This window comes from Amycolatopsis sp. NPDC039088 (assembly GCF_055598845.1).
Genome location: NZ_JBVKAE010000020.1, coordinates 78,410 through 91,895, shown reverse-complemented (window position 1 = coordinate 91,895; position 13,486 = coordinate 78,410). Strand labels below are relative to the sequence as shown.

At 68.7% G+C, this 13,486-nt stretch carries 15 protein-coding genes; 5 read left to right on the top strand and 10 right to left on the bottom strand.

Annotated elements, in window-relative coordinates; translation table 11 throughout:
- Window positions 1-62 precede the first annotated feature (62 nt).
- A complete protein-coding gene (locus ACZ7KI_RS24960) occupies window positions 63-1,316 on the top strand; it encodes a choice-of-anchor Q domain-containing protein (RefSeq protein WP_470275502.1) in 1,254 nt (417 codons plus the stop codon).
- Between the two features lie 313 nt (window positions 1,317-1,629).
- Here ACZ7KI_RS24960 and ACZ7KI_RS24955 read toward each other — a convergent pair whose 3' ends face one another.
- From ACZ7KI_RS24955 to ACZ7KI_RS24935, 5 genes are all read right to left on the bottom strand, one after another.
- Window positions 1,630-2,181 (bottom strand): snapalysin family zinc-dependent metalloprotease, encoded by a 552-nt coding sequence (locus ACZ7KI_RS24955; protein ID WP_470275501.1) that lies wholly within the window; start codon window positions 2,179-2,181, stop codon window positions 1,630-1,632.
- Between the two features lie 162 nt (window positions 2,182-2,343).
- A complete protein-coding gene (locus tag ACZ7KI_RS24950) occupies window positions 2,344-3,294 on the bottom strand; it encodes an alcohol dehydrogenase catalytic domain-containing protein (RefSeq protein WP_470275500.1) in 951 nt (316 codons plus the stop codon).
- Between the two features lie 18 nt (window positions 3,295-3,312).
- Entirely contained in the window at window positions 3,313-3,678 is a 366-nt protein-coding gene (locus ACZ7KI_RS24945; RefSeq protein WP_470275499.1) for a MerR family transcriptional regulator, read from the bottom strand.
- Window positions 3,679-3,714: 36 nt separating this feature from the next.
- Window positions 3,715-4,383, bottom strand: coding sequence for a response regulator (locus ACZ7KI_RS24940; RefSeq protein ID WP_470275498.1), 669 nt, complete (start codon window positions 4,381-4,383; stop codon window positions 3,715-3,717).
- The gene (locus ACZ7KI_RS24935; protein WP_470275497.1) at window positions 4,380-6,011 is read right to left on the bottom strand and encodes an ATP-binding protein; all 1,632 of its coding nucleotides are present in this window, start codon (window positions 6,009-6,011) and stop codon (window positions 4,380-4,382) included. The genes ACZ7KI_RS24940 and ACZ7KI_RS24935 overlap by 4 nt, the downstream gene beginning before the upstream one ends.
- A 202-nt stretch (window positions 6,012-6,213) precedes the next feature.
- Here ACZ7KI_RS24935 and ACZ7KI_RS24930 point away from each other — a divergent pair, with 202 nt between their 5' ends.
- The gene (locus tag ACZ7KI_RS24930; RefSeq protein WP_470275559.1) at window positions 6,214-7,536 is read left to right on the top strand and encodes a cation:dicarboxylate symporter family transporter; all 1,323 of its coding nucleotides are present in this window, start codon (window positions 6,214-6,216) and stop codon (window positions 7,534-7,536) included.
- Window positions 7,537-7,617: 81 nt separating this feature from the next.
- The gene (locus tag ACZ7KI_RS24925; RefSeq protein ID WP_470275496.1) at window positions 7,618-8,199 is read left to right on the top strand and encodes a DUF6000 family protein; all 582 of its coding nucleotides are present in this window, start codon (window positions 7,618-7,620) and stop codon (window positions 8,197-8,199) included.
- Here ACZ7KI_RS24925 and ACZ7KI_RS24920 read toward each other — a convergent pair.
- A complete protein-coding gene (locus tag ACZ7KI_RS24920; protein WP_037313195.1) occupies window positions 8,189-8,590 on the bottom strand; it encodes a winged helix-turn-helix transcriptional regulator in 402 nt (133 codons plus the stop codon). The genes ACZ7KI_RS24925 and ACZ7KI_RS24920 overlap by 11 nt on opposite strands.
- 115 nt (window positions 8,591-8,705) lie before the next feature.
- Here ACZ7KI_RS24920 and ACZ7KI_RS24915 point away from each other — a divergent pair, with 115 nt between their 5' ends.
- Window positions 8,706-10,124 (top strand): MFS transporter, encoded by a 1,419-nt coding sequence (locus tag ACZ7KI_RS24915; RefSeq protein ID WP_470275495.1) that lies wholly within the window; start codon window positions 8,706-8,708, stop codon window positions 10,122-10,124.
- On the opposite strand, the gene ACZ7KI_RS24910 is transcribed toward ACZ7KI_RS24915, so the two are convergent.
- The 4 genes from ACZ7KI_RS24910 to ACZ7KI_RS24895 are packed head-to-tail and all read right to left on the bottom strand — an operon-like array spanning window position 10,094 to window position 12,552.
- Window positions 10,094-10,813: a carbon-nitrogen hydrolase family protein gene (locus tag ACZ7KI_RS24910; protein WP_470275494.1), complete on the bottom strand. Its 720-nt coding sequence runs from the start codon at window positions 10,811-10,813 to the stop codon at window positions 10,094-10,096. The two genes, ACZ7KI_RS24915 and ACZ7KI_RS24910, sit on opposite strands and share 31 nt — an antisense overlap.
- 10 nt (window positions 10,814-10,823) lie before the next feature.
- A complete protein-coding gene (locus ACZ7KI_RS24905) occupies window positions 10,824-11,297 on the bottom strand; it encodes an SRPBCC family protein (RefSeq protein WP_470275493.1) in 474 nt (157 codons plus the stop codon).
- Window positions 11,294-12,004: an anti-sigma factor family protein gene (locus tag ACZ7KI_RS24900; protein ID WP_470275492.1), complete on the bottom strand. Its 711-nt coding sequence runs from the start codon at window positions 12,002-12,004 to the stop codon at window positions 11,294-11,296. Before ACZ7KI_RS24900 ends, ACZ7KI_RS24905 begins: the two co-directional genes overlap by 4 nt.
- Complete coding sequence (locus ACZ7KI_RS24895) at window positions 12,001-12,552, bottom strand: sigma-70 family RNA polymerase sigma factor (RefSeq protein WP_470275558.1); 552 nt, start codon at window positions 12,550-12,552, stop codon at window positions 12,001-12,003. The genes ACZ7KI_RS24900 and ACZ7KI_RS24895 overlap by 4 nt, the downstream gene beginning before the upstream one ends.
- A gap of 259 nt (window positions 12,553-12,811) precedes the next feature.
- On the opposite strand from ACZ7KI_RS24895, the gene ACZ7KI_RS24890 reads away from it, so the two are divergent.
- The gene (locus ACZ7KI_RS24890) at window positions 12,812-13,447 is read left to right on the top strand and encodes a fibronectin type III domain-containing protein (protein WP_470275491.1); all 636 of its coding nucleotides are present in this window, start codon (window positions 12,812-12,814) and stop codon (window positions 13,445-13,447) included.
- Window positions 13,448-13,486: the final 39 nt, after the last annotated feature.

Here is a 13,486-nt window from a genome sequence, read left to right as displayed (position 1 = left end):
CATGCTAGAGCGGCGGATGTCTTTGTACGAGCCTTGTGCGGACGCCGGTTAGCTTCCGTGGAATGTCCTGGAAACTGCTTTCCGTGACCGTGCTCGCCGCCCTCGCGTGCACCGGGTTCACGACGGCCGAAGCCGCTTCGAAGACTTACTACGTCGATCAGGTCGCCGGCAGCGACACCGCCAGCGGCACCTCGCAGCAGACGCCGTGGAAATCCCTCGCGAAGGTCTCCGCGACCACCTTCGCGGCGGGTGACACCGTTCTGCTGCGACGCGGCGGGGCCTGGTCCGGCGGCCTCACCGTCAAGGGCTCGAGCGTCACGATCGGCGCGTACGGCACCGGCGCCCGTCCGATCGTCAAGGGTAACGCCGAAGCCTGCGTGGATTTGCCCGGCAACGACAACGTCGTCCAAGATCTGCAGATCGGGGTCGCCGCCGACGCCGGTCGCTGCTCGTGGGCCGGGGTGAAGGTGACCGGAGACCGCAACAAAGTGCTGTCCAACCTGATCACCGGCGCCGGGGCGGGCGTGTACCTCGCGCCGTCGGCGGACCACACCGAGGTCACGCAGAACGACCTGGTCGACAACAACCACATGACCGTCGTGACCCCTGGCGGCAACGACGACTCCGGCGCCTTCGCCGTTCTCGTGCAGGGCAACGACTCCGACATCGGCTGGAACCGGATCAGCGGATCGATCGCGAAGGCCGACGACTTCGGCGGCCTCGACGGCGCCGCTGTCGAGATCTTCTACGGATCGCGCAACGTCATCCACCACAACATCTCCGAGGACAACGAGACCTTCACCGAACTCGGCACCGACGCCAAGGATCCCGACGGCGTCTCGACTGGCAACATCTTCGAGTACAACGCGGTCTTCGGCGCCAAGACACGCGGCGGGATCATCACGCGCGGGGCCGCGGACGGCAACGGCCCGGTGCTCGGCACGGTGTTCCGCAACAACTCGCTGCGGCTCTCCAACGCCGAATCGGAGGGTTTCGTCTGCTACGGCGGCTGCACGAACCAGATGCTGAAGATGACGCAGAACGTCGTCCAGGCGGCGTACAAGGTCGGTTACGCGGACACGACCTTCACCGCGACCGACCACAACGTCTATTTCGGCGGGCTCCGGCAGTTCACGGCGGGCGCGACGGACAAGGTGGCCGACCCGAAGTTCACCTCGGCCACGAACCTGATCCTGCTGGCGGGAAGTCCGGCGATCGACCTCGGCACGACGAAGTACGACGACCGGGACGTCGACGGCAACCCCGTCTTCGCCGGCGTCCGGGTCGATGCGGGCGCCTACGAGTTCCAGGGCTAGCACCTGCTGGGCTCGTGAGTGGTAATGACGGTTAGAGCGAACCCTCTCTTAGGTGCCTGCTCTTGGCCTGCGGTGAAGTACGTGAAGGCCCCCTTCCCTCGGCTGAGCCGAGGGAAGGGGGCCTTCACGCGCAGCCGTTGTGACTGGTGGTGCTGGTGAGGCTCGTGACGGCCGCCCGGCGGCGGGTGAGGGGAACCTTGAGGGACTCTGAGTCCCTCAAGGAGTCCTTCACGGCTCGGCCGCTACCGGACCGCATCCGCCGTAGGTACCTCAAACACCCTTGGCCAGAACGTCACTTACCACTCACGAGGAATCAGTTGTAGATGCGCTGCATGGTGCCCGCCGCCGCCAGCAGGCCGTTGGCCCACAGCGAGTTCACCCGCGAGATCTCCTGCGCGTTCGGCTTCGCGTTGGTGCAGGACGGGCCGGGGCCGCCACCGGACATCAGCTCGGAGCACGGACCTTCGTAGTGGTCCGGCAGGCCGAGCGCGTGGCCGGTCTCGTGCGCGGCGATCCGGGTCTGGTTGTACTGCTTCGCCTGCGTGTAGTCGATGAAGATGGTGCCGCGGCCGTGGCCGTCGGTCTCGGCGTACGAGCCGGAGGGGTCGTTGCCCTCGGTGTAACGCAGGGTTGCCCCCGACGAGCTCTCCTGCAGCTTCACGTTGGACACCGAGTTGTTCCAGTTCGCCGCACCCGCCTGGATGGCGGCACGGAAGCTGGGCGCTCCCGAGGCGTCGTAGTAGACCGTGGTCACCGCCGCGGTCTGCTGAGCAGGCTGGACCGCGGCCGTGGCCTGCCCCGCGGTCACCGGGACGGCGAGCAGCGCCAAGCTCACGGAGGCGGAGACGAAGAACTTCCTTGCCATGTACCCACTCCTTGGAAGGACAACGGAATGGTTCGTGAATCTAGAAGCGGATCCGCGCTCCTGGCACCGACTTTCGTCGCCTCTGTCAGCTGGTGATTTACCAACACTTTCGTCCTATTGACATGCGCACGTTCGCATACGACGATATTCGGCCCGCCGCGTTCAGGGCCGCAGCACCAGCTTGCCCGCGGTGGTCCGCGCCTCCAGTTCCGCGAGTACCCGGGGCCCGTCCGCGAGGTCATGGACCGTCGGCGTCCCCGGCGCGCAGACACCGACGGCGATGAGCGCGCGCAGCTCGTCCATCAGCTCCGCGAAGATCCCCGGCGCGTGTTCGATCAGGACACCGAGATGCAGTCCGATCAAGTGGATCTGGTGCCGGAAGTTCAGTTCGCGGTTGGTGATCGCGGCCTCTCCCCCGGCGACGCCATAGACCACGACTCGCCCGGTGACGCGTTTGGCGGCGGCGAGGCTCGCGGCGAACGTCGCCCCGCCGACGGACTCGAGAACGAGATCCACGGCGCCGGGATCCTCTCCGTAGCCGAGGACACGATCGGCGCCCAGCGTCCGGACCAGGTCGTGCTTGCCCGGCGAAGCGGTGCCGATGACGGTGGCCCCGTAGTGCTTGGCCAGCCGGACCGCGGCCTGGCCGACCCCGCCCGCCGCCGCCTGCACCAGCACGGTCTCGCCGGCGGCCAGCCGCCCCAGCGGTTTGAGCGCGGCGAGCGCGGTGGCCCAGTTCAGCAGCAACCCGGGCGCCTGCTCGTCCGACCAGTCCTCCGGCACCGCGACCGCACCGGCCGCGGGCATGACCATGTACTCGGCGAAGGCCCCGCCACCGGTTCCGACGACGTGGTCGCCGAGCGCGACTTCGGTCACCCCCTCCCCCAGGCCGACGATCTCCCCCGCGGCCTCGAAACCCGCGACGTACGGCGCCTTCGGACCGCCTTCGTAGGTGCCCCGGGTCTGCATGACGTCGGCGAAGTTGACGCCCGCCGCGGTGACCTTCAGCAGGATTTCGCCTGGTCCCGGCACCGGAACGGACGCGTCGGTGATCAGGTGGAGATCTTCAGGACCGTTCGCGGAGTCCTGTCGCAGCGCGCGCATCGAAGTCATGTCCGCACGCTAAAACCCTCACGTTTGTGTGAGGGTCAAGTCGCGCAGGTACGCGTCGAGGGCGTCGCGATTGCGGGTCATGAGCGCGATCCGGCGGTCGAGCACTTCCCGCTGCCGCGCGACCTCGCCGATCATGTACTCGCACGGCGACTTCGGCCGGACTTCCCCCGGCCCGTCGAGGTACGGGAGGACTTCGCGGATCAGCCTGACCGGCAGACCGGCGTCGAGCATCCCCCGGATCTGCAGAACCGCCTCGACCGAGCCTTCGCAGAAGTCGCGGTAGCCGTTGTCCTCGCGGCCCGGGCTGATCAAGCCCTCTTCCTCGTAATAGCGCAGCGCGCGGACGCTGACCCCGGTCTTCCGCGCGAGTTCGCCGATCTTCACGAGTCCAAGGTAGCGCCCGCGCCGCGGTATAGGTCGTTATACGGTCTTCGGTTTGTACCAGACCTCGGGGCGGCCGACCTGGCCGTAGCGGGGCTCGCGCTGGGCGAGGCCGTTGTCGGCGAGGTATTCGAGGTAGCGCCGCGCGGTGACCCGGGAGGCACCGATCGCGGTCGCCGCCGCCCCGGCGGACAGGCCGTCGGCGGCCGAGGCGAGGACGTCGGTGATCGACTCCAGGGTCTGCGCACTCATCCCCTTCGGCAGCGCCTGCCGTTCGGTGGTGCGCAGGGTGCCGAGGGCCCGGTCGATCTCGGCCTGCCCGGTGACCTCGCCCGAAGCGCCGTGGAACTCGGCGTAGCGCTCCAGTTTTTCCCGCAGAGACGCGAACGTGAACGGTTTCAGCAGGTACTGGACCACGCCGACGGACACCGCGGCCTTGACCAGCGCCAGATCGCGCGCCGAGGTCACCGCGATGACGTCGATCGGGAGACCGGCCGCGCGCAGCGACCGGCAGACCGCGAGTCCGTGCGTGTCGGGGAGGTAGAAGTCCAGCAGTACGAGATCGACCGGCTCGCGTTCACAGAACCGCAGCGCGTCGCCGCCGGAGTGGACGACGCCGGCCACGGTGAAACCGGGCATTCTCTCGACGTAGACCCGGTGCGCGTCGGCGGCCACCGGTTCGTCCTCGACGACCAGCACCTTGATCATCGTGTCGGCTCCTTCGGCGACTGGGGCGTCCGCGATGCCTTCAGCGGCAAGCGCACGGTGAACACCGCGCCCTCGTCGCGGCCGACGTCGATGGTCCCACTGTGCCGTCGCACCGCCTGACCCACCAGCGCCAACCCGAGTCCGTGCCCGTCCTCGGGTTTGGTGGACCAGCCTCGCCGGAACACGTCCTCGACGTCGTCCACGCCGGGTCCGGTGTCGGCGACCCGCAGCAGCAGCTCCTCGGCGTCCGAGCGCACGGTCACCTCGACGCCGGGTCGTCCGCCGCCGCCGGCGTTGCCCGCCGCCGCGTCGATGCCGTTGTCGATCAGGTTGCCGAGGATGGTCACCAGATCCCGCGGCGGGACCCCGGTGTCCGCGTCCTCCATGACGGTGTCGGGCGTGATCGTGAACTCGACGCCGCGTTCGCTCGCCTCCGCCGCCTTGCCCAGCAGCAGCGCCGCGAGCACCGGCTCGGCGACCGCGCCGACCACCCGGTCGGTGAGTTCCTGTGCCAGCGCGAGTTCCTCGGTCGCGAACTCGATGGCCTGTTCGGGGCGACCGATCTCGACCAGCGAAACGACCGTGTGGAGCCGGTTCGCCGCCTCGTGCGCCTGCGAACGCAACGCTTCCGCCAGTCCGCGCACCGTGGTCAGTTCGCCGGTGAGCGCCTGGAGTTCCGTGTGATCGCGCAGGATCACCACGGTGCCCATCGCCTCACCCCGTGACCGCACCGGCGCGGTACTGACGACGAGCACCCTGGCCTCGGTGAGGTGGAGTTCGTCGGTGCGCTCCTCCCCCGAGGTGAACGCCTCGACGAGGTCTTCTGGAATGTCCAATGCGGACAGTTCACGGCCGACCGGGTCGCCGTCGATGCCCAGCAGCGCACGCGCGCCGTCGTTGCACAGCACCACGCGGCCGTCTCCGCCGACGAGCAGCAGTCCCTCGCGCATCGAATGCAGGACGGCTTCGTGGTACTCGAACAGGTTGCTCAGTTCCTCGGGGGCGATCCCCCTGGTCTGCCGCCGGAGCCGCGCGCTGACCAGGTAGCTGCCGATCCCGCCGACCACCAGCACGGCCACCGCGACACCGATCAGCGGCCACAGGCGTTCCCGCAGTTCGGCGTCGATCGCTTCGACCGTGATGCCCACCGACACCAGGGCGACGACCTGTCCCGCGGTGCCGAGCACCGGGACCACGACGCGTTCGGACGGCCCCAGCGAACCGGCGTAGGTCTCGATGACCTTGCCGCCGCGCTGCGCCACGCCGATGTTCCCGAGGAACGGCTGCCCGATCAGCTCCGGATTCGGATGGGTGAAGCGGATCCCGTCCGGGTCCATGATGGTCACGAAGTCCACGCCCGTGTCCGCGCGGACACTCTGCGCGAACGGCTGCAGTGTCCGGCTGGGTTCCGATGTGGACAGTGCGGCCAGTACGCCGGGCGCGTCCGCCACCGCTTCGGCGACCGCGGTCACCTGATCGCGCGCGCGATCCTCGGTGGCGCGGACGGAATCGAGATAGGCGAAGGTCAGCCCCGCCGCGACGAGCACGAAAAGCACCACGAGCTGGAGAATCAGCAGCTGGCGGGCGAGACTGCCGCGCCTGGTCCGGATCCGCGTCGTCGAGGGCACCCGCTCATACCAGCACACCGGCCGGACCGCCGCTCAGCCCGCCCGGCCGGAATTCCCCGGAAACCGTTCGCGCGAACTCAATGAACACAACCGTGACCCAGCTCACCTGGCCGGGTGATAGTGACCGGCAATCCCGGACATCCCTGAGCTGGAGGCAAAGGTGCCTACAACGCCCGAAGCGGCGCCGCGTCGCCGAGACAAGATGCATTACCTGTACCTGGCCGTGATCGCCGCCGTGGTCCTCGGCGTCATCGTCGGGTTCGCCGCGCCAGGTCTGGCCAAGGAGCTCAAGCCCCTCGGCACCGGCTTCGTCAACCTGATCAAGATGATGATCTCCCCCATCATCTTCTGCACCATCGTGCTCGGCATCGGATCGGTGGCGAAGGCCGCGAAGGTCGGCAAGGTCGGGTTGCTCTCGCTCGGCTACTTCCTGATGATGTCGACGTTCGCGCTCGCGATCGGTCTCGTCGTCGGCAACCTCCTGCACCCGGGCGAGGGCCTGCACCTCGACCCGGCGGCCGCCGCGAAGGCCCACACTCAGGCCGAGGGTGGCGAAGGCACCGTCGACTTCCTGCTCGGCATCATCCCGAAGACGATGGTTTCGGCGTTCACCGAAGGCCAGGTGCTGCAGACGCTGCTGGTCGCGCTGCTCGCCGGATTCGCCGTACAGAAGCTGGGCCGGAAGGGCGAACCGATCCGGCGCGGTATCGAGCACATCCAGCGGCTCGTCTTCCGGATCCTCGCCATGATCATGTGGGCCGCCCCGATCGGCGCGTTCGGCGCCATCGCCGCCGTCGTCGGCGAAACCGGCTGGGGCGCGCTGCGCAGCCTCGCCGTCATCATGATCGGCTTCTACCTGACCTGCGTGGTGTTCGTGTTCGGCGTGCTCGGCTCGGTCCTGTGGATCGGCGCGCGGATCAACATCTTCACGCTGTTCCGCTACCTCGGCCGCGAATTCCTGCTGATCGTGTCCACTTCGTCGTCCGAGTCGGCCCTGCCGCGCCTGATCGCGAAGATGGAGCACCTCGGCGTCTCCAAGCCCGTCGTCGGCATCACCGTGCCCACCGGGTACTCGTTCAACCTCGACGGCACGGCCATCTACCTGACCATGGCGACGCTGTTCATCGCGACCGCGCAGGACCAGCCGCTGTCGCTCGGCGAGCAGATCTCCTTGCTGCTGTTCATGATCATCGCCTCGAAGGGCGCGGCGGGCGTCAGCGGCGCCGGTATCGCCACCCTCGCCGGCGGGCTCCAGTCGCACCGGCCGGAACTGGTCGACGGCGTCGGCTTCATCCTCGGCATCGACCGGTTCATGTCCGAGGCCCGCGCGCTCACCAACTTCGCGGGCAACGCCGTCGCGACCGTCCTGGTCGGAACGTGGACCAAGGAGTTCGACCGCGAACGGGCCAACCAGGTCTTCAGCGGACACGCCCCGTTCGACGAAGCCACCCTGCTCGACGAGCACGACCCGTCCCCCCACGAGGATCGTGACGACGACAGGGAGAAAGCCGTGGCGCGCGTTTAGCCCACGGCGAGAATGAAACCGCGGTGCGAGGGTCCCCCGTCCTCGCACCGCGGTTCTTCGTTTTCTGGGAAACTCACCGGCATGCCGGACGCCATCGACCGCTACGTGACCTCGCGGTACTCGAAGCTGCTGCACGGCAACTTCGACGGGATGATGCGCGGCCCCGAACGCGCGGTCTTCCTGCGCGACCTGGCCGAGGACGCCGCGCGGATCACCGACGAGGAACTGGCGTTCCTGTTCGACCACGGCTGGCGGGAACGGATCACCGCGGCGTGGCTGATCGGCGCCGATCGGCGCACCGCCTGGCGCGGACGGATCCGGGAACTGTTCCTGGAAAGCGACATGGTCTTCGCCGGCCAGGGCTACTGTTTCGCGCTCGCCCGGTTCGGCACCTTCGCCGACGCCGAGATCCTCGTGTCCTATCTGGACCACTACCTCGCGCGGCCGGAGCTGCGCTACGACCAGGCGTGGGCGCTCGCCGCCCTGCACCACATCGACGCCGACCTCACCACGGCGTACACGTCCCGCTACCTGCGACCGGGCGGCCTGTGGGAAAGCTGGTCGGCGAAGAACAGCACGGACCTGACGTTCCAGAAGTGGCATTTCGACCTGCTGTGCTCGCACGTCCAGCGTGCCGTGCACGCGACAGGCGTCAGGCGCTGACCTTCTCGTCGTAGACGACGCGGGAGGCCGCGATCGAGTCCCGGTGACGTTCCGCCCAGTGCAGCAGGCCGCTCAGCGACGCGTACAGCTCCTTCGCCATCGCAGTCGCCTCGTACTCCACCTTCGGCGGCACGGTCGGGTACACGGTGCGGACGAGCAGGCCGTCGCGTTCGAGGTTCCGCAACGTCAGCGTGAGCATCCGCCTGCTGATCCCCTCCACCGACCGCTCCAGCTCGGTGAACCGCACGGGGCCGCGGGTGGCCTCCAGCAGGATGCCGATCGCCCACTTCCCGCTGATCCGGTTGATCACCTCGAGCACCGTGCACACCTCGAGTTTTTCCGGGTCGACCACCCTGGCCTGCGCGGTCACATCAGTGTTCCCCTGGGACATCAAAGTGCCTCCTTCCGGCAGGGAACAGAGTCACACAAGATGAGCGCTGTAACAAGTGATGCACCAAGGCATCACCTGGGGAAAGTCTCCACGGAATTCACAGAGGGGTACCTCCATGCCTCAACGCGCTCTCGCACTCGCCGTGCTCACCGCCGTTTCGCTGATGGTCGTCCTCGACGGTTCGATCGTCGCCGTCGCACTGCCCGCGATCCAGAACGACCTCGGTTTCTCCTCGTCCTCGCTCGCCTGGGTGGTCAACGCCTACTTGATCGCCTTCGCCGGGCTCCTGCTGCTCTCCGGCAGACTGGGCGATCTGATCGGCCGAAAACGGGTGTTCCTCGCCGGGCTCAGCGTCTTCACCCTCGCCTCGCTGCTTTCCGGTATCGCACAGGACCAGACCCAGCTCATCGTGTTCCGCTTCCTGCAGGGCGCGGGCGGCGCACTCGCTTCGGCCGTCGTGCTCGGCATGATCACCACGCTCTACCCGGAGCCGCGAGCACGGGCGAAGGCCATCGGCGTCTACAGCTTCACCCAGGCCGCGGGATCGTCGATCGGGCTCATCGCGGGCGGCTCGCTCACCCAGCTGCTCGACTGGCACTGGACCTTCTTCGTCAACCTGCCGATCGGCGTGGTCGCGCTGGTGCTGGCCGTCCGGCTGCTCGCGGACGACCGAGGACCCGGCCTGCGCGACGGCACCGACGTCACCGGCGCCGGGCTGGTCACCGGCGGGCTGATGCTGCTGATCTACACGATCGTCAAGGCCGAGGAGTACACCTGGGGAGACGCCCGCACGCTCGGCCTGCTCGCCGTGTCACTGCTGCTGCTCGCCGGGTTCGTGCTCCGGCAGGCGAAGGCCCGCGAACCGCTGCTGCCGCTGCGGATCTTCCGCGTCCGGGCGGTGTCCGGGGCGAACACGGTGATGGTACTGATGGTCGCCGGGCTGTTCGGTTTCCAGTTCGTCACCGCGCTCTACCTCCAGCGGGTCCTGGAACTCGACGCGCTGAGCACCGGGTTCGCCTTCCTGCCCGCCCCGGTCTCGATCGCGGTGATGTCGCTGGTCTTCGCCGAGAAGCTGAACCACCGCTTCGGGGCGCGTGCGGTGCTCGTCACCGGGCTTTCGCTGGTCGCACTGGCACTCGGCTTCCTCGCCACGGTCGAAGCGGACGGGAACTACGCGACCGACGTCCTGCCGGCCCTCGTCCTGATGGGCATCGGCTTCGGCGCGGCGATGCCCGCGCTGATGGGGCAGGCGATGTCCGGCACCGCGCCCGCCGACGCCGGGGTCGCTTCGGGGCTGATCAACACCACGCAGCAGATCGGCGCCGCGGTCGGTACCGCGGTCCTCGCGACCGCCGCCGCGTCCCGTACGGGATCACTGCTGACTGAAGGCGCGACCATGCCCGAAGCGCTGACCAGCGGCTACCGGACCGCGTACGCGCTGAGCGCCGGGCTGCTCGCGCTCGCCGTCTTCGTCGCGGCCGTGGTCCTGCGTGGCCGCGTGCCTCAGGAAGCCTCCCCGGCGATGGTCGCGTAGGCCCATTCGGAGAGTTCGCCGCCGAGACGTACCTCGGCGGCGCCTCCGGGTTTCCAGACCCCGCTGCCGCCGAACGCGGCCATCCCGCCGGTCTTGCCGGAATACTGGGAAAGCACCACCCACATCCCGTGGCCCGCCGCCGCGCCGACCTGGTCGAGCAGCCGGTCTTCCTGGCCCTCACTGAAAAGCGCGCTGAGGACATAGACCTCGGCGCCGGCTTCGGCGAGTTCCCTGGGGTGCTCCGGATTGGCGGCGTCGAGGCAGATCGCGAGGCCGAGCCGCCTGCCGCCGACCTCGATGATCACCTGTCGCTCACCGGCGTCGAACAGCTCTTCTTCGCTGTTGTGCAGGTTTCGTTTCGCATACGTGGCAACGGTTTCCCCGTCCGGCCCGAGGACGAGCGAACCGATGTACCGTCGGCCGTCCTCCAGAAGCGGGAGCCCGACGACGGCGTGCACCCCACTGGCCCGGCAAGCTTCCCGGAGCGGTTCGAGGCGCGGATCGTCCCGCGTCAGCCAGAGCCCCTCGTCGGCGGCGAGCGCCTCGAATTCCAGTCCGGTCAGGGAGAGTTCGGGGAAGACGCAGAGATCCGCGTCCGCGATCCGCAGCAGCCTCGCGTGTTCGGCGAGATTCGCGGAGAGGTCGGCGGGGACGGTGAACGGCTGCACGGTGGCGATACGCAACGGCATACGCGGAACCCTAACCCGCGGGCGCGAGCAGATACCCCCGCAATCCGCGATGCCCGCGGCGCATCATCAGCGCGTGATTGATCCGGAACACCGGCCTGGCGACCCGGTCGAGCTTGCGCAGCAACGGTTTCCTGGCCTCGACCTCCTGCGTGATCTCCAGCCGGGTACCGCTTTCCTCCGGGATCAGAGCACCGGCCAGCGTTCCTTCCAGGTCGCCGCTGAGCAGCACCCGTACCCGGCCCTCCCGCTCGTCCTGCCGGTCGCGGTGCATCCGCACGGTCAGCGCGTACGGCAGTCTCGACCGGCAGACGAGTTCGGCCGTGTCTTCGTCGACTTGGCTGACCGAACGGACGTCACGCCACCACAACGGGTACGCGGCGAGGTCGACGACGGCGTCGAAAACCGCCTTCGGCGAGGCGGGAAGCACCCACGTGTCACGGAAGCGGTATCGACCGCTTCCGTGACCCGTGCGCGAGTCCGTCATACCTGAGCCGACACCAGGTTCCGGCCGTCCAAGGTCACGACGTCGACCGAGGCCACGTCGTCGGGGGCGACCAAGGCCGAACCGTCGATCCCCGTGCCCTCGCGTTCGCCCTTCGCCGAAACCAGCCAGCTGCCCGCGTTGACCCGTTCACCGCTCTTGGTCACCACGACGAGCTGGCACTTCTCGCCTTCGTGGACACCTTCGGCCTTCGCGTGAAGCCGGACCCAGCCCGCCGCCGGGATGACCCGGACCGCCAGCTGCGCCCCCGTGCTCCGGTCGGTGGCCGCGAGATCGCGGGTGCCCGGTACCGGCGCGGTCGCCGTCGGCACCGGCAAGGCCACCGTCGAGGGTTCCGGCGACGTCTGCCGCCCGACCAGCACACCCGCTCCCAGCGCCACGACGACCAGCACGGCCGCGCCCGCCACGGCGAGGAACCGGCGCGGCTTGCGTGCCTGGGTGTCCTCTTCTTCACGGACCTGACGCAGCGTGCGCTGCAGAAGCAGGTCGCCTCCCTCGGGCGGTCCTTCGAGGAACGCCTCCGGCGGCACCTCGTCGAGGTGATATCGCAGCTCCGCCAGCTCGCGCACCTCACGGCGGCACGCCGGGCAGTTCGCCAGGTGTGTCTCGAACGTGGCGGCTTCCAGCTGGGTGAGCCCACCGAGGACGTAGGCGGCGAGCTGGCCCTGGTCGTGTCCCACCGGACTCATCGCGCTACCTCCTTCCCGGTTCCGGACATCACGGCTCTGAGCGCCCGTAACGCGTAATAAGATCTCGACTTAACGGTACCCGGGGCGACGCCCAAGGATCTCGCCGCTTCGGCCACCGTCCGGCCCCGGTAGTAGATCTCCACCAGAACCTCACGATGTTCCGTGGACAGGCCGTCCATCGCCCCGAGCACGGCCATCGAGTCCACGACGCTCTGCGCGTGGTCCCGCTCCACCGCCGGGGTCGGCGCGCCTTCCGCGGGCTCCGGCACTTCCGGCGGCCGGGCCGCCCTGGCCCGGGCGCGGTCGGTGATGATGTTGCGGGCGACCGTGAGCAGCCAGCCCCGCACCGAACCCTTCGCGTCGTTCTCCAGGTCTTCGGCATGTTTCCAGGCCCGGACCAAGGTCTCCTGCACCACGTCCTCCGCGGCCGCGCGGTCCCCGGTCAGCCTCGTCGCGTACGCCAGCAGGCTTCTCCCATGTTCGGCGTACAGGTGCCGGACCAGGTCCTCGCCCTTGGCCTTTTTCGGCCGCCAGCCACCGATCGCCACTCGTGTCCTCCCGACGGTCTTCTGGGTCGGCGAGGACAGTACTGCAACCCGCACGGGCAAGGTGGATCGTTCGGCGCGCGCCGCGATCGAACTGTGCATCGGCACCGGCCTCTCCTCGGTTCTCCATGGCCGCCTCCTCTTGCCTCCTACACGGGCGGGGCGCCGGAGCGGTTCAACCGGGTCTTGTCGATCACCGGGCGCGCTCGTATGCTGACGCCTCCGGACTCCGCCGCCGCCTGATACCCGGGAGGGTCGAGGCGTGCCAAGGAAACTCGCGGCCGTTCTGCTGCTGGTGGCGTTCGTGTCGGGCTGCGGCGAAGAACCCGGTTTCCGCGCGACACTGACGGATCCGGTGAACGTCGAGCTGAGCTGGCCGGACGACGATCCGGCCGCCGCGGGCCGGATCATCGAGTACACCACCGATCCGCACGGGGACTACACGATCCTGCGGTTCTTGCCGCCGCGGCAGACGTCCTACCGGCACCCGGACCTGATCCCGGAAACGCGGTTCTACTACCGGATCCGGCCGTTCTACGGTGCCGTGTCCGAGGCTGTCACCGTCTCCGGGCCCTCTGGTTCCGGCTCGGCCGGGCCGCCGGTCTCACTGCGCACGGGTGGCCAGTCGGCCGCTCCCGCGGCGTTCCGGGCGGAGCCGGCCGCGGAGGAGATGGTGCGGTTCAGCTGGGCCGATCGCTCCAGCGACGAGGACGGTTTCCTCGTGGAGATCAAGAAACCCGGGGCCGCCGACTTCGTCCCTGTCGAGATGTCGAATCCGGGGACGACGTCGGCCGGGCTCGCTTCGATGCCGGGCGAGGAGGGTTCTTCGTACCGGCTGCGGGCCTTCTACTACGGGGCCGCTTCGGCGGTGCTGGACCGGACCACGGGGAAGGGCTAGTTCCCGCTTCCAAATGCTGTGAAAGGTCCTTTCCTGGCA

Coding starts and splice junctions, on each gene's coding strand:
- ACZ7KI_RS24955 (WP_470275501.1), bottom strand. CDS start 2,181: ATGGCAAGGAAGTTCTTCGTCTCCGCCTCCGTGAGCTTGGCGCTGCTC.
- ACZ7KI_RS24950 (WP_470275500.1), bottom strand. CDS start 3,294: ATGACTTCGATGCGCGCGCTGCGACAGGACTCCGCGAACGGTCCTGAA.
- ACZ7KI_RS24940 (WP_470275498.1), bottom strand. CDS start 4,383: ATGATCAAGGTGCTGGTCGTCGAGGACGAACCGGTGGCCGCCGACGCG.
- ACZ7KI_RS24910 (WP_470275494.1), bottom strand. CDS start 10,813: ATGCCGTTGCGTATCGCCACCGTGCAGCCGTTCACCGTCCCCGCCGAC.
- ACZ7KI_RS24930 (WP_470275559.1), top strand. CDS start 6,214: ATGCATTACCTGTACCTGGCCGTGATCGCCGCCGTGGTCCTCGGCGTC.
- ACZ7KI_RS24925 (WP_470275496.1), top strand. CDS start 7,618: ATGCCGGACGCCATCGACCGCTACGTGACCTCGCGGTACTCGAAGCTG.
- ACZ7KI_RS24920 (WP_037313195.1), bottom strand. CDS start 8,590: ATGTCCCAGGGGAACACTGATGTGACCGCGCAGGCCAGGGTGGTCGAC.
- ACZ7KI_RS24915 (WP_470275495.1), top strand. CDS start 8,706: ATGCCTCAACGCGCTCTCGCACTCGCCGTGCTCACCGCCGTTTCGCTG.
- ACZ7KI_RS24900 (WP_470275492.1), bottom strand. CDS start 12,004: ATGAGTCCGGTGGGACACGACCAGGGCCAGCTCGCCGCCTACGTCCTC.
- ACZ7KI_RS24905 (WP_470275493.1), bottom strand. CDS start 11,297: ATGACGGACTCGCGCACGGGTCACGGAAGCGGTCGATACCGCTTCCGT.
- ACZ7KI_RS24960 (WP_470275502.1), top strand. CDS start 63: ATGTCCTGGAAACTGCTTTCCGTGACCGTGCTCGCCGCCCTCGCGTGC.